This is a genomic window from Streptomyces sp. a15, from assembly GCF_059026085.1.
This window is the reverse complement of the sequence record NZ_JBWLKM010000016.1, coordinates 154,694-168,681: the sequence shown is the minus strand read 5'-3', so window position 1 is coordinate 168,681 and position 13,988 is coordinate 154,694. Positions and strand designations below refer to the sequence as shown.

15 protein-coding genes are annotated in these 13,988 nt (G+C 70.1%); 3 read left to right on the top strand and 12 right to left on the bottom strand.

The features are described 5' to 3' along the window. Positions 1-250: 250 nt before the first annotated feature. On the top strand, positions 251-922 hold the full coding sequence (locus AC5P09_RS19290; protein ID WP_266432794.1) for a potassium channel family protein: 672 nt from the start codon (positions 251-253) through the stop codon (positions 920-922). Next, positions 922-1,599 (top strand): potassium channel family protein, encoded by a 678-nt coding sequence (locus tag AC5P09_RS19285; protein ID WP_493875057.1) that lies wholly within the window; start codon positions 922-924, stop codon positions 1,597-1,599. Before AC5P09_RS19290 ends, AC5P09_RS19285 begins: the two co-directional genes overlap by 1 nt. Before the next feature lie 121 nt (positions 1,600-1,720). Here AC5P09_RS19285 and AC5P09_RS19280 read toward each other — a convergent pair whose 3' ends face one another. The 9 genes from AC5P09_RS19280 to AC5P09_RS19240 all read right to left on the bottom strand — a co-directional run bounded on the left by AC5P09_RS19280 (position 1,721) and on the right by AC5P09_RS19240 (position 10,468). Further along, positions 1,721-2,482 carry a DUF3159 domain-containing protein gene (locus AC5P09_RS19280; protein WP_493875056.1) on the bottom strand — a complete coding sequence of 254 codons (762 nt, stop codon included), beginning with the start codon at positions 2,480-2,482 and terminating at the stop codon, positions 1,721-1,723. Positions 2,483-2,485: 3 nt separating this feature from the next. Continuing rightward, positions 2,486-2,884, bottom strand: a complete 399-nt coding sequence (locus AC5P09_RS19275; RefSeq protein ID WP_266432801.1) for an OB-fold nucleic acid binding domain-containing protein — start codon at positions 2,882-2,884, stop codon at positions 2,486-2,488. 219 nt (positions 2,885-3,103) lie between these two features. After that, complete coding sequence (locus AC5P09_RS19270) at positions 3,104-3,787, bottom strand: response regulator (protein ID WP_493875055.1); 684 nt, start codon at positions 3,785-3,787, stop codon at positions 3,104-3,106. Continuing rightward, positions 3,784-6,333, bottom strand: coding sequence for a DUF4118 domain-containing protein (locus tag AC5P09_RS19265; protein ID WP_493875054.1), 2,550 nt, complete (start codon positions 6,331-6,333; stop codon positions 3,784-3,786). Before AC5P09_RS19265 ends, AC5P09_RS19270 begins: the two co-directional genes overlap by 4 nt. 135 nt (positions 6,334-6,468) lie before the next feature. Beyond that, positions 6,469-7,161, bottom strand: a complete 693-nt coding sequence (locus AC5P09_RS19260) for an ABC transporter ATP-binding protein (protein WP_493875053.1) — start codon at positions 7,159-7,161, stop codon at positions 6,469-6,471. 60 nt (positions 7,162-7,221) lie between these two features. Then, a complete protein-coding gene (locus AC5P09_RS19255) occupies positions 7,222-8,403 on the bottom strand; it encodes an alginate lyase family protein (RefSeq protein ID WP_493875052.1) in 1,182 nt (393 codons plus the stop codon). A 148-nt stretch (positions 8,404-8,551) separates the two neighbouring features. Continuing rightward, positions 8,552-9,325 carry a DUF3710 domain-containing protein gene (locus tag AC5P09_RS19250; protein WP_307677780.1) on the bottom strand — a complete coding sequence of 258 codons (774 nt, stop codon included), beginning with the start codon at positions 9,323-9,325 and terminating at the stop codon, positions 8,552-8,554. A 1-nt stretch (position 9,326) separates the two neighbouring features. Then, complete coding sequence (dut, locus tag AC5P09_RS19245) at positions 9,327-9,887, bottom strand: dUTP diphosphatase (RefSeq protein ID WP_266432813.1); 561 nt, start codon at positions 9,885-9,887, stop codon at positions 9,327-9,329. Next, positions 9,884-10,468, bottom strand: coding sequence for a PaaI family thioesterase (locus AC5P09_RS19240; protein ID WP_493875051.1), 585 nt, complete (start codon positions 10,466-10,468; stop codon positions 9,884-9,886). Before AC5P09_RS19240 ends, dut begins: the two co-directional genes overlap by 4 nt. Before the next feature lie 58 nt (positions 10,469-10,526). Between AC5P09_RS19240 and AC5P09_RS19235 the strand changes: the two genes are divergently transcribed. After that, a complete protein-coding gene (locus tag AC5P09_RS19235; protein WP_266432817.1) occupies positions 10,527-10,988 on the top strand; it encodes a DUF3093 domain-containing protein in 462 nt (153 codons plus the stop codon). A 100-nt stretch (positions 10,989-11,088) separates the two neighbouring features. Here the strand turns inward: AC5P09_RS19235 and AC5P09_RS19230 are convergent, their stop codons facing one another. The 3 genes from AC5P09_RS19230 to AC5P09_RS19220 all read right to left on the bottom strand — a co-directional run bounded on the left by AC5P09_RS19230 (position 11,089) and on the right by AC5P09_RS19220 (position 13,987). After that, entirely contained in the window at positions 11,089-12,021 is a 933-nt protein-coding gene (locus AC5P09_RS19230; RefSeq protein WP_493875050.1) for a hypothetical protein, read from the bottom strand. Between the two features lie 13 nt (positions 12,022-12,034). Beyond that, positions 12,035-12,331, bottom strand: coding sequence for a DUF4193 domain-containing protein (locus tag AC5P09_RS19225; protein WP_005481602.1), 297 nt, complete (start codon positions 12,329-12,331; stop codon positions 12,035-12,037). 405 nt (positions 12,332-12,736) lie between these two features. Continuing rightward, on the bottom strand, positions 12,737-13,987 hold the full coding sequence (locus AC5P09_RS19220) for a sensor histidine kinase (RefSeq protein ID WP_493875049.1): 1,251 nt from the start codon (positions 13,985-13,987) through the stop codon (positions 12,737-12,739). Between the last annotated feature and the right edge of the window lies 1 nt (position 13,988).

Below are 13,988 nucleotides of genomic sequence, written 5' to 3'. Positions count from 1 at the left end.
TCCAGCTCCACCCCGAACAGTCCACCGACGCCATCGTCATCCACCACCCCGAAGCCAAATACTTCAACGCACGCTGAACGAAATCCGCGCCCTCCGTGGATGAGGGCATGGACGGAGTTGCGGCATAAGCTCGTCTTCGGGCAACGACGGACGCTGTTGCCCGTTGTTGCCCGGCAGACTGAGAGAGAAGAGTGATCAGGGTGTTTTCGCAGGTCATCGGGATGACCAGGACTGCGGGGTAGGGCCACACGTGCACATCGTCATCATGGGCTGCGGGCGAGTGGGTTCCGCTCTCGCCCAGACCCTGGAGCAGCAGGGGCACACGGTCGCCGTGGTCGACCAGGACCCCACCGCATTCCGACGCCTGGGCTCCGGGTTCGGCGGCCGTCGGGTCACCGGCGTCGGCTTCGACCAGGACACCCTGCGCGAGGCGGGCATCGAGGAGGCCGGCGCCTTCGCCGCGGTCTCCAGCGGGGACAACTCGAACATCATCGCCGCGCGCGTGGCCCGCGAGATGTTCGGCATCGAGAACGTCGCGGCCCGGATCTACGACCCCCGGCGGGCCGAGGTATACCAGCGCCTGGGCATCCCGACCGTGGCCACCGTCCGCTGGACGGCCGACCAGATGCTGCGCCGCCTGCTTCCCTCGGGCGCCGAGCCGCTGTGGCGCGACCCCACCGGCGGCGTCCAGCTCGCCGAGGTGCACACCGCCGCGTCCTGGGTGGGCCAGCGGATCAGCCGCCTCCAGGAGGAGACCGGCGTGCGCGTGGCGTTCCTGACCCGGCTCGGCGAGGCGATCCTGCCCTCCTCGCAGACGGTGTTGCAGGAGGGTGACCTGGTGCACGTGATGATGCGCACCGACGAGGTCGACAAGGTCGAGGCGGCGTTCGCCAAGGGTCCCGAAGAGGAGGGCGGTCACTGATGAGGGTCGCCATTGCCGGTGCCGGTGCGGTGGGCCGCTCGATCGCGGGCGAACTGCTGGAGAACGGCCACGAGGTCCTGCTCATCGACAAGGCGCCGACCGCCATCTCGGTCGAGCGCGTCCCACAGGCGGAGTGGCTGCTGGCCGACGCCTGCGAGATCACGTCCCTGGACGAGGCCGCGTTGCAGCGCTGCAACGTGGTGATCGCCGCGACCGGCGACGACAAGGTCAACCTGGTCGTCTCCCTGCTGGCGAAGACGGAGTACGGCGTTCCGCGCGTCGTCGCCCGGGTGAACAACCCGAAGAACGAGTGGCTGTTCAACGAGTCCTGGGGCGTGGACGTGGCGGTCTCCACTCCGCGCCTGATGTCGGCCCTGGTCGAGGAGGCGGTGAGCGTCGGCGACCTGGTCCGGCTGCTCCGGTTCAGCCACGGCGACGCCAACCTCGTCGAACTGACCCTGCCCGAGGAGTCGGCCCTGGCCGGCACCCGGGTCAGCGACGTGGAATGGCCGGAGGACACGTCCCTGGTCACGATCATCCGCGGCACCCGCGTTCTCACCCCGTCCCAGGAGGACTCCCTGGAGGCGGGCGACGAGCTCCTCTTCGTGGCCGCCCCGGCCCGCGAGGAGCAGCTGGAGGACCTGCTGTCGGTGCGCAAGGACGACGTGGCGAGCTGAGCCCTGCGGCGGTATGACGAGAGCGGTACGACGAAGCCGTACGACGCAGCCGTACGACAAGAAGGGGCGCCCTGAGGACTCAGGGCGCCCCTTCTCGTTCTTGTCTCGCTCCTGCCGGGAACTACGCCTCCCGACGGTGCCCCGAAGCAGCACCCGAACCAGCCTCCGCGGCCGCCTTCTTGGCCTCGGCCGCCTTCTCCTCCGCCTCCATCTCGGCGAACACGTCGATCGGCGCGGGCGCCTTCGCCAGGAACACCCAGGTCAGATAGACGGCCAGCAGAAACGGCGGGATCTTGAGGGCGACCAGGACCCAGCCCAGCTGGGCCGTGTCGGCCCACCAGTACAGCGGGAAGAGGATCGCGCACTTGGCGAGCAGGATCAGGCCCCAGGCCCAGCTGGCCTTGGCGTACGCCTTCTTGCGGCCCGGGTTGCGGGTGCGCCAGGAGAGGTTCTCCTTGAAGACCGGGCCGAGGATCAGGCCGATCAGCGGGACACCGCAGAGGGTCGTGATGATGTAGGCGAGGCCCAGGCCCAGCGTGTAGAGCATGCCGGGCAGGTAGAAGTCCTTGGCGTTGCCGGTCATCATCGCGAAGACGACACCGAAGGCGACGCCGAAGACACCGCTGAAGGCGTGCTTGACGGTGTCCCGCATCACCAGCCGGACCACGACCAGCAGCAGGGACACACCGAGCGCGGCGATCGCCGACAGGTGCAGGTCCTTGTTGATCGTGTAGATGGTGACGAACAGCAGGCCGGGCAGGACGGTCTCGACCATGCCCCGCACGCCGCCGAAGGCTTCGAACAGCGCGGCCTCGGTCACCGCCCGGGCGTCCCGCTGCGCAGTGACTTCGGTGTCTTGGGTCGGCTTGTCGAGCGACGTCACCGGCTACTCCCGTCCGAGGGGTCTGAGTTCGTATTTCGGATTGAACAGCACCCGGCGGCCCCGGCTCATCGAGATCCGGCCCGATGCGATCAGCTTGCGCCCGGGCTCTATCCCCACGATGGAGCGCCTGCCGAGCCACACCACGTCCAGCGCGGCGGAGCCGTCGAACAGCTCGGCCTCCAGGGCCGGGACGCCCGCACGCGGACGCAGGGTGACCGTGCGCAAGGTACCAGTAACCGTGACGACCTGGCGGTCCTGGCAGTCACCGATGCGCGTGCAGCCCGCGGTCGCGGTGTCCTCCCGCAGCTCCTCGGACTCCAGGTCCTCCTGCGACGAGGAGAGCCGGCCGAGCATGCGCCGGAACCGGCCCGCCGGCTTCTCGGAACGAGGAACAGCACTCATGTCTGAAGCGTACCGGGGCCCGCCGACAGCTACGTACCCCCGGTGCCGGCGCTCGAACCGGTACCCCATCCCCGGCTCCGTAGTACTGCATGCCCCGGGGGACGACCCCCGGACCCCCGGCCCGGCTCCGGCTCACCGCTCAAATCGATACCCCATCCCCGGCTCCGTGATACTGCATCCCCCGGGGGACAACCCCCGGACCCCCGGCCCGGCTCCGGCTCACCGCTCAAATCGATACCCCATCCCCGGCTCCGTGATGAAGTGCTTGGGATGTGCCGGGTCCGCCTCCAGCTTGCGCCTCAGCTGGGCCATGTAGACCCGCAGGTAGTTCGTCTCCGTGCCGTACGACGGCCCCCACACCTCCTGGAGCAGTTGCCTCTGGCTGACCAGGCGGCCGGTGTTGCGCACCAGCACCTCCAGCAGATGCCACTCCGTGGGCGTCAGCCGTACGTCCTTGCCGTGCTTCTGGACCTTCTTCGCGGCCAGGTCGACGGTGAACTCGTCGGTCTCCACCAGCACCTCGTCCTCACCGGCGCCGGTCGGCTCGGCGCGGCGGACGGCGGCGCGCAGCCGGGCGAGCAGCTCGTCCATGCCGAAGGGCTTGGTGACGTAGTCGTCGGCGCCCGCGTCCAAGGCCTCGACCTTCTCGTCGGAGGTGTGCCGGGCGGACAGCACCAGGATCGGCACCCGGGTCCAGCCGCGCAGGCCCTTGATCACCTCGACGCCGTCCATGTCGGGCAGGCCCAGGTCGAGGACCACCACGTCCGGGTGGCGGGCGGCGGCCAGTTCGAGGGCGGTGGCGCCGTCGTGCGCCGCGTCGACCTCGTACTTGCGCGCCCTGAGGTTGATCACGAGGGCACGCACGATCTGCGGCTCGTCGTCGATCACCAGCACCCGGGTCATGTGACCTGCCTTTCGGGTCGTACGGGGTGAAGCAGCTGCTCGGGGCTCGGTCCCGCCGCCGCCCGCAGCGTGAGGACCATGGTGAGGCCGCCTCCAGGCGTGTCCTCCGCGTCGAGGGTGCCACCGATTGCCTCGGCGAAGCCGCGCGCGACCGCGAGGCCGAGTCCGACGCCGGCGCCGCGCGGGGCGTCGCCGTAACGCTGGAAGGGCTCGAAGATGCGTTCCTTGGCCTCGTCGGGGACGCCCGGCCCCCGGTCGACCACCCGCACCTCCACGCGGTCCGCGATGGCGCTGGCGGACACCAGGACCGCCTCACCGGCCGGGCTGTACTTCACGGCGTTCTCCACCAGGTTGGCCACCGACCGCTCCAGCAATCCCGGATCCACGGCCACCATGGGCAGCGTCTCCGGGATGTCCAGCTCGGCGCTGCCCTCGGGCACCCCGCCGAGCGCCATCGGCACCACCTCGTCGAGGTCGATCTCCCGGATCAGCGGTGTGACCGTGCCGGTCTGCAGCCGGGACATGTCGAGCAGGTTGCCCACCAGGTGGTCGAGCCGGTCGGCGCCGTCCTCGATGCCCTCCAGCAGCTCCGCCTGGTCCTCCTCGGACCAGGCCACGTCGTCGGACCGCAGCGACGAGACGGCCGCCTTGATCCCGGCCAGGGGTGTACGGAGGTCATGGCTCACGGCGGCCAACAGCGCGGTGCGGATCCGGTTGCCCTCGGCCAGCGCGCGGGCCCGCTCGGCCTCCTCCTGCAGGCGCCGCCGGTCCAGCACCACCGCGGCCTGCGCGGCGAAGGCGGCCAGCACCCGGCGGTCCTCGGCCGGCAGCACCCGGCCGGTCAGCGCGAGCGCCATGTGGTCCGACACCGGCACGTCCACGTCGGCGTCCTCGGGCCGCTCCACGGGCCGCCCGAGACCGACCCGGCCCGCGCAGGTCCACGGGTCGACGTCGCTCTCGCGTTCCAGCAGGGCCGCCGACTCCATGCCGAAGGTCTCGCGGACCCGCTCCAGGAGGTCCTCCAGGCCGGTCTCGCCGCGCAGTACGTTGCCCGCGAGGAAGGACAGGATCTCCGACTCGGCGCGCAGCCGGGCCGCCTGATGGGTGCGCCGGGCGGCGAGGTCGACCACGGAGGCCACCGACACCCCGACGCCGACGAAGATCGCGATGGCGACGATGTTCTTCGGGTCGGCGATGGTCCAGTGGTGCACGGGCGGTGTGTAGAAGTAGTTCAGCAGCAGGGAACCGACCGCGGCCGAGCCCAGCGCGGGCAGCAGCCCGCCGAGCAGGGCGGCCGCCACCACGGCGGTCAGGAACAACAGCATGTCGTTGGCGAGGCCGAGGTGCACGGTACTGAGCAGAACGGCCATGATCACCGGACCGAGCACGCCGACCGCCCAGCCCCAGATGATCCGGGCCCGGCCGAGCCGCGCGCCCCGGGCCACCGGCAGGCCGCGCCCCTTGGCGACCTCCTCGTGCGTGACGATGTGCACGTCGAGGTCGGGTCCCGACTCGCGGGCCACGGTCGTACCGACGCCGGGTCCGAGGACGTACTGCCAGGTCTTGCGGCGCGAGGAGCCGAGGACGACCTGGGTGGCGTTCACCCCGCGCGCGAAGTCCAGCAACGCGGCCGGTATGTCGTCGCCCACGACGTGGTGGAAGGTGCCGCCCAGGTCCTCGACCAGCGTGCGCTGGACGGCCAGTTCCTTCGGGGAGGCCGAGGTCAGCCCGTCGCTGCGGGCTATGTACACCGCCAGCACCTCACCGCCGGCGCCCTTCTCCGCCAGCCGCGCCGCCCGCCGGATCAGCGTCCGCCCCTCCGGCCCGCCCGTCAGCCCGACCACGATCCGCTCCCGCGAACCCCAGATCTTCGACACCCGGTGATCGCTTCGGTACTGCTTCAGATAGGCGTCCACCCGGTCGGCCACCCACAACAGCGCCAGTTCCCGCAGCGCGGTCAGGTTGCCGGGCCGGAAGTAGTTCGAGAGGGCCGCGTCGACCTTGTCGGGCTGGTAGATGTTGCCATGCGCCATCCGTCGCCGCAGCGCCTGTGGCGACATGTCGACCAGCTCGATCTGATCCGCCCGCCGCACCACCTCGTCCGGCACCGTCTCCTGCTGCCGCACCCCCGTGATCGCCTCGACCACGTCCCCCAGCGACTCCAGATGCTGGATGTTGACGGTCGTGATGACGTCGATCCCGGCCGCCAGCAGCTCCTCCACGTCCTGCCACCGCTTGGCGTTGCGCGAGCCGGGGACATTGGTGTGGGCCAGTTCGTCCACCAGGGCGACGGCGGGCGTCCTCCGGAGAACGGCATCGACGTCCATCTCCGTGAACACCCCGCCGCGATACTCCAGCTCCCGGCGCGGGAGCTGCTCCAGACCGTGCAGCATCACCTCGGTGCGCGACCGGCCGTGGTGCTCCACGAAGGCCACCACGCAGTCCGTGCCCCGCTCGACACGCCGGTGCGCCTCGGACAGCATCGCGTACGTCTTGCCGACGCCCGGTGCCGCACCGAGGTAGATCCGAAGCTTGCCGCGTCCCATGGCCTCATTGTCTTCCGGTCACTGCTGCCCACGCAGCGTCGACCTTACGGCCAATAATCGCGACAAATGGGGCCGGGAGCGGTCCGTGGACCGTCTTTGACGCAACCCTGACGCGCCAAAGACAGCCGGCGGCCGTCACGTCCCGACGATCTCCCCGTCGCTCAGCTCCAGCACCCGGTCGGCCAGGTCCAGCAGGTTCGCGTCGTGCGTGGCGACCAGCGCGGTGACCTGCTCGCTGCGTACGACGGCACGCAGCAGCTCCATCACGGCGTGGCCGGTCTCCGCGTCCAGCTGGCCGGTCGGCTCGTCGGCGACGAGGAGCGAGGGGCTGTTGGCGAGGGCGCGGGCGATGGCGACCCGCTGCTGCTGGCCGCCGGAGAGCTCCCCGGGCCGCTGCTGCGCGTGGTCGGCGAGGCCGACCAGGGACAGCAGCAGTTCGACACGCTCCTCCCGCTCGCGCGGGTCGGCCCGGCGCAGCCGCATCGGCACGCCGACGTTCTCGGCGGCCGTGAGGATCGGGATCAGCCCGAAGGACTGGAAGACGAACCCGATGCGGTCCCGGCGCAGCGCCAGCAGCCCGTCATCGCCCAGCTCCGCGAGGTCGAGCCCGTCGACCGTGACCCGCCCCTCGTCCGGTACGTCGAGCCCGCCGACGATGTTGAGGAGCGTGGTCTTCCCGGATCCCGAGCGCCCCTTGAGGGCGACGAGTTCGCCGCGCGGCACCTCGAAGGAGACCCCGCGCAGGGCGTGGACCGCGGCGGCCGAGTCGCCGTACGACTTACGCACGTTCTCGACGCGCACCATGGTCTCGGTGACCACCTGAGTCATGCGTCCTCCCCCGTGAACCGGGCGCCAGTATCGCCAACCGGCGCCCGGCAGTTCAACGGTTCAGCTCGGGTTGTCCCCGTGGGTGAGCGTTTCCCAGGCCACGAAGAGGTTGTTGGTGCCGGCCGGGCGGTTGCGCTCGGTCAGCGTCTGCGCGTTAGTCATGGGCATGCCAAGCCTGTGATGCAGGGCGTTGTATCCGACCTCGGTGACCGGCCCGAGCCCGAGATGCAGCGAGCCGCCGCACAGCCAGCTCGGCACGGCCGCACCCAGCTCGTACTTCGCCTGGAACCCGAGCGCCTGCCGCAGCCGTTCGCCGACGTCGGTGCCGTACAGGTCCTGGCCCTGGATCCGGCTGGTCTCAGCGACATGGGAGATCGCCGAGATGCCGTAGCCGGTGTGCGTGAGGTCGCGGCAGGTCTCCTGGGTGAGCCCGGTGACGAAGGTCGACTGGCCCTGCCAGTACCTGACGATCTTGTCCCTGGTGTCGAGGTTCTGGCTCGGCACGGTCTTCGGCAGCTCGCCGTCGGAGGCGAGGTAGACGAAGGCGGCCGTGCGCGTCCGGAACTTCGCCATGGCCTTGTCGTACGACGCCTTGTCCTCCAGGTGGACGGCGATGCCGACGGCGGCCTCCATCATCGACAGCTCCCAGTTGCCGTTGGAGTGGGAGCCGTTGATGACCTCGGGCAGGTAGACATTCCGCAGCATGGCCGCGAAGCGGCCGGAGTCGGCCCAGCTCCCGGTGTACGTGTGCTTGATGATCTCGGCGGCCCTGGGCCAGGAGGAACCGGCCCAGCCGGTCTGCAGGGGCGCGTTGCTGTTGGTGTGGTCCTTGATCACGGCGGACCAGGCGTCCATCAGCTCGATGGCCTTCTTCGCGTGGCGCTCGTCGCGGGTGACGTACCAGGCGAGCGCGTGGGTGTACGCGGCGATGGCGTCTTCGCGCTCGTCGGTGCAGCCGTGGTTCGGGGTCGAGTACGAGCCGCACTCGACGATCGCGCGCGGCTTGGGCGTGCGGTTCAGGTCGGCGTACTTGCTCGCCAGCATCCGGTCGAAGGCGCCCTTCCAGGGCTGGGCGCCGGCGTTGACCTTGGTGCGGGCGAAGTCCAACTGGCCCTTGGAGACGGTGACTCCGGGATGGGCGAAGGCCGCGGGGGCGGCCTCGGCGCGGGGTGCGGTCGGCTGCGCGAGGAGACCGCCCAGGACGAGGGCGGTGACGGTCGCAAGGAGGGGGGTACGACGCATGGCGGCTCTGTTCTCATACGTGAACACAGGGCGCCCTCATGAACCAGGCGTTGGGCCGAGACCGTAGGTACAGACCAATCGGTCGTCAAGGGTCCGCGCACGAGAAAAGGGCCGCATCCCCACGGGATGCGGCCCTCTTGGTGTCTGTCTAGCGGACCTCGGTGATCTCCGGTCCGCGCTGCAACTGGCCCATGCCGCCGGAGAAGCGGGAGGTTCCGTCGTCCTGCTGGACGTTCTCGGGGACCATCTGCGCGTCGTTCGGCAGCTTCAGGACGATCGGGTCGCGGGGCGCCATCGGGCCGTCGCCGCGGACCACGACCGTGTCCCGGAAGATCTGCTCCAGCAGTCCCGCGGCCTGCGGCTGTACCGCGCCCTGGCCCGAGATGACACCGCGCAGGAACCAGCGGGGGCCGTCCACACCGACGAACCGCACCACCTGGAAGCCACCCGTGCCGTCCGGCAGCTGCACCGGCACCTGGGCGCGCAGCTCCCAGCCCAGCGGACCCTCGACCTCGTCGACGATGCCGCCCTGCTGGGTGATGCCCGACCCGATCTCCTCGCGCACCTCGCCCCAGATGCCCTCGCGCTTGGGGGCGGCGAAGGCCTGCAACTGGATGGCGCTGTCCCGCAGGACGACGGTCGCCGCGACGATCGCGTCGCCCGCGACCTCGACCCGCAGCTCCATGCCGTCGACGCCGGGCACGAGCAGACCGCCCAGGTCCACCCGGCCCTCGGCCGGGTCCCGCACCTCGGAGTCGTCCCAGGGCCCGTCGGGCCGCGGCTCCGGCTCCAGCCTCACGCGCGGGCGCCCGCCCTCGTCCTCGACCTTGTCGTCCGCCTCAGTGTCGACACCGTCGACGACCTGCTCGGGCTCGCCGGCCGCGTCCTCGGCGGCACCCTTCTTCTTGCGACGTCCGAACACGTCACTGTCCTTCCCGGTCGGATACGACCGAAGCGTATCGATTCCCACCCGCTGTGCCGCCGTCGGCGGCCTGACCGCTTGTGCTGTTTGTGCTGCTCGAGCCACCCACAGCCGCATGGCCGCCGGTGGACCCGAAGCCCCCCTCGGCCCGAGCCGAGTCGGGAAGCTCCGCGACCTCCTGGAAGCGGACCTTCTCGACCTGCTGGACGACCAGTTGGGCAATCCGGTCGAAGCGCTCGAATCGCACGGACTCGCGCGGGTCGAGATTCACCACGATCACCTTGATCTCCCCACGGTACCCGGCATCAACCGTCCCCGGGGCATTCACGAGAGCGACACCGCAGCGGGCGGCGAGGCCGGATCGTGGGTGCACGAAGGCCGCGTACCCCTCCGGCAGCGCCACAGACACCCCCGTGGGCAGCACGGCCCGTTCGCCCGGCTTCAGTTCACGGCTCTCGGTGGTGCGCAGATCGGCTCCCGCGTCACCGGGATGCGCGTACGTCGGAAGCGGTACGTCGGGATCGACGCGGCGGATCAGCACGTTCACGGGGTCACGGCTCACGGGTTCACCTCGAAGGCACGGGCACGCCGGACCTGGTCCGGGTCGTTCATGGCCGCCCGGATCTCCTCCGGGCGGCCGTTCTCCACGAAGTGGTCGACCTTCACCTCGACGAAGAGGGCGTCGGCGCGGACGGCGACCGGCCCGTCGGGGCCGCCGATGCGTCCGGTGGCGGTCGAGTAGATCTTCCGCCCGGCCACCGCCGTCACCTCGGCCGCCAGGTGCAGCGTCGTACCGACCGGCACGGGACGTACGAAGTCCGTCTCCAGCCGCCCGGTCACCGCGATCGTCCGCAGCAGCCAGTTCAGCGAGCCGAGGGTCTCGTCGAGGGCCGAGGCGAGTACCCCGCCGTGGGCGAGGCCCGGAGCGCCCTGATGGGCGGGCCGCACGGTGAACTCGGCCGTGATGGTGACACCCTCGCCGGCCCGCGCCTCGAGGTGCAGCCCGTGCTGCTGCCCGTCGCCGCAGCCGAAGCACTGGTCGTAGTGCGCGCCGAGGAGCTCACCGGGCACGGGAGCGTCCGGGTGCCGCACGGGTCGCACCGCGTCGGCGGGAGGCTTAAGAGCTGCGGAAGTACCACTCACAGCCGCAGACCTTACCCGCGCGTCGGCAGTGTCCGAACACCATGCCAAGCTTGGCTTCATGCAGCTCTCCGCCACCCCGTACGAAGAACGCCTCACCGCCCCCCGCACCTGGTGGCTGATCTCTTTCCTGGTCGGGGTCTCGATGGCGTTGATCCTGCTGCCCTTCGGCACGCTGCCGCTGCTCGGCGGCCTGGTCGGCGGGACGGCCGTGGCAGCGGTCGTGGCCAGTTCGTACGGCTCGCCGCGGATCCGCGTCGTGGGCGGGTTCCTGATCGCGGGCGAGGCGAAGATCCCGGTGGCGGCCCTGGGCGATGCCCAGGTCCTGGACCCGGAGGAGGCGCGCGCCTGGCGTACCTACAAGGCCGACACCCGCGCCTTCCTGCTGCTGCGCGCCTACATCCCCACCGCGCTGCGCGTGGAGGTCACGGACCCGGCCGACCCGACGCCGTACCTGTACCTGTCGACGCGGGAGCCGGAGCGGCTGGCGGAGGCACTCGAATCGGCGCGCGCGGCGGCGTAGGGACTCACGTAGAACACTCGGGCGGGGCTTCACTCGAAGATCCGCGACGAGCTGCGCCGAGGCGGGCCAAAATCTTTTTCACCGCCGCGCAAAAACTTCGTCAGGGCCCGATTTCTTTGTGTCCGCGGCCCAGTCCCTTCGGAATGTCCCCGATATTGAGCGGATCCTCGGGGGACTCCAGCCGGGGCAGTTCGACAAGCGCGTCCCAAGGCACCTGGATCTTGCGGAGATCCGACCGGATCCGCTCCGCGAGTTTTCTCGTGTCCCGGCGGTTCATGACCGCTCCGACGGCCGCGCCGACCATGAACGGCATCAGGTTCGGCAGGTTGCGCACCACGCGTTTCATGATCTGCTGCCGCAGCTGATGCTTCACAGGGCTGTTGAGCGCCGCACTCACCGTGGACGGCTTGGACATGTCGATGCCGCGCTCTCCCGACCAGGAGTCGAGATACGCGGTGCTGCGCTGCTTGAGATTGCCCGGCGGCCGGACGCCGTAGACCTCGTGGAGTTCGGCGATCAGCTTGAGCTCGATCGCGGCGACGCCGGTGATCTCGGCGGCCAGTTCAGTCGGCATGGCGGGCGGCACGGGCATCATGGCCGCCGCTCCGATGCCCGCTCCGACCGTCGCGGTGGCGCTCGCGGCGCCGGCCACGAGCTTGTCCGCGAGCTCCTCGGGCCCCAGCCCGGGGAACTGCCTGCGAAGCGTCGCGAGGTCCCGTACGGGGATCCTCGGGGCGTTGTCGATGATGCGGTCGGCGAGGTACGCCAGGCCCGCCCTGGCCCGGCTGCCGCCCTTGCGAACCCCTTCCCGGGCCTTGTCCCGGATCACCGCGCCCCGCCGCCTGGCGACGGGCGCGGAGGTCTCGGCCGGCGCCGGAAGTCCGGGCCGGCCGGCCGCCGGTTCGAGCGAGGCCGATCCCTGATCGGATGAGCCCCGCTCGTCGTCACGCGCGCCGAGCCGCCCTTCGGACGGCTCCTGGTCCGCTCCCGGTAGGTGGAAGCGGCGCTTCCGAGGTGGGGTCGAGCCAGTCACGGCCGACCCGCCCTCAGTCGCAGTCGCGGCAGATCGGCTGACCGTTCTTCTCGCGGGCCAGCTGGCTGCGGTGGTGCACCAGGAAGCAGCTCATGCAAGTGAACTCGTCCTGCTGCTTGGGCAGCACCCGGACGGCCAGCTCTTCGTTCGAGAGGTCCGCGCCGGGCAGTTCGAGGCCTTCGGCGGCTTCGAACTCGTCGACATCCACTGCGGAGGTCGACTTGTCGTTGCGGCGAGCCTTCAGTTCTTCAAGGCTGTCCGAGTCGACGTCGTCGTCGGTCTTGCGTGGGGTGTCGTAGTCGGTTGCCATGTCGCTCTCCCCCTCTGGGTGTCTGCGGTGTCTCCAGCGCACGTAACGCGTGAGAGGCCGGACTTGTGCCCGACCCGAGGCGGAGATTTTGCCTCACATCAAGGTCTGTTACTCAATCGACACCCAACCGGACTCCTCTTGAGTGATCGGGTTGGATGGCGATCGGGACCGTACACGGTCCGAATCCCGCACTTCAAAGGCGTCTCACCGTGTACTTCCCGTGATCAGGACCCCTGAAAACCCGGATTTTCCCGGCTTTCCGACAGGGTGCATGATCACGGAGAGTAGATGGCCGGAAATTCGTCCTTGTGATCGATCACACACCGAGTTGTCCGGAAGGCGCCGCAAAAATTCCGCGCAAAGCGAACATCCCCGTGTGTTGGATCGAGTGCGGGGGCCATGATCTCAGACAGGAAGGGTCACTCGCATCACGAGTCCACCTCCCTCGCGCGGTTGCGCCGAGATGTGGCCGCCGTGCGCCCGGGCCACGGACCGGACGATGGACAGGCCGAGTCCGACGCCCTTGTCGCTGCCCGTGCGCTCCGTGCGCAGCCGCCGGAACGGCTCGAAGAGGTTGTCGATCTCGTACGCCGGCACCACCGGGCCCGTGTTGGACACCACGAGCACCGCCTGACCGTGCTGCACCTCCGTCGTCACCTCGACCCAGCCGCCCTCCGGCACGTTGTACCGCACGGCGTTCTGCACGAGGTTCAGGGCGATCCGCTCCAGCAGCACGCCGTTGCCCTGGACGACCGCGGGCTTCTGCTCGCCGCGGATCACCACGCCCTTGGCCAGCGCCTCGCCGTGCACCTGGTCGACCGCCTGCTCGGCCACCTCCGCGAGGTCGACCGGCTTGCGCTCGACGATCTGGTTGTCGCTGCGGGCGAGCAGCAGCAGCCCCTCGACGAGCTGCTCACTGCGCTCGTTGGTGGCCAGCAGCGTCTTGCCGAGCTGCTGCAGCTCCACCGGCGCGTTCGGATCGGACAGGTGCACCTCGAGGAGGGTGCGGTTGATCGCGAGCGGGGTTCTCAGCTCGTGCGAGGCGTTGCCGACGAAGCGCTGCTGCGCCGTGAACGCCCGCTGCAGCCGCTCCAGCATCTCGTCGAAGGTGTCGGCCAGCTCCTTGAGCTCGTCGTCCGGACCGTCCAGCTCGATACGGCGGGACAGGTCCGAGCCCGCCACCGCGCGCGCGGTGCGGGTGATCCGGCCGAGCGGCGACAGAACGCGGCCCGCCATGGCGTAGCCGAAGGCGAAGGCGATCACGGCGAGACCGAGCAGGGCCAGCAGCGAACGGCTGAGCAGGTTGTCCAGGGCGACCTGGCGCTGATGGTCGATGCAGTCACTGATGGCTGCGTTGAACTCGGGGAGCGTCAGGTTGCTCGTGTTGTTGACGGCCGGGCAGTTGTCGCTGGTGACCTTGATCGCATCGCCGCCCGCGATCTTGAACAGCGGCTCGTTGCCCGTGTTCAGCGCCTGCGCGGCGAGCAGGTAGATGATCGACAGCAGCAGGATGCCGGCGATCAGGAACATGCCGCCGTACAGCAGCGTGAGCCTTATGCGGATGGTCGGGCGCAGCCACGGAAAGGGCGGCTCCGGCCTCCGCGGGTCCCAGGTGGGCTTCGGGGGCGCCTGGGGAGGCGCCGGGGTCGCTGCCACG

Bases quoted from the DNA above. Each gene is read 5' to 3' on its own strand.
- AC5P09_RS19275 (WP_266432801.1), bottom strand. From the start codon at position 2,884: ATGAGTGCTGTTCCTCGTTCCGAGAAGCCGGCGGGCCGGTTCCGGCGC.
- AC5P09_RS19225 (WP_005481602.1), bottom strand. From the start codon at position 12,331: ATGGCAACCGACTACGACACCCCACGCAAGACCGACGACGACGTCGAC.
- AC5P09_RS19265 (WP_493875054.1), bottom strand. From the start codon at position 6,333: ATGGGACGCGGCAAGCTTCGGATCTACCTCGGTGCGGCACCGGGCGTC.
- AC5P09_RS19285 (WP_493875057.1), top strand. From the start codon at position 922: ATGAGGGTCGCCATTGCCGGTGCCGGTGCGGTGGGCCGCTCGATCGCG.
- AC5P09_RS19255 (WP_493875052.1), bottom strand. From the start codon at position 8,403: ATGCGTCGTACCCCCCTCCTTGCGACCGTCACCGCCCTCGTCCTGGGC.
- AC5P09_RS19235 (WP_266432817.1), top strand. From the start codon at position 10,527: ATGCAGCTCTCCGCCACCCCGTACGAAGAACGCCTCACCGCCCCCCGC.
- AC5P09_RS19260 (WP_493875053.1), bottom strand. From the start codon at position 7,161: ATGACTCAGGTGGTCACCGAGACCATGGTGCGCGTCGAGAACGTGCGT.
- AC5P09_RS19270 (WP_493875055.1), bottom strand. From the start codon at position 3,787: ATGACCCGGGTGCTGGTGATCGACGACGAGCCGCAGATCGTGCGTGCC.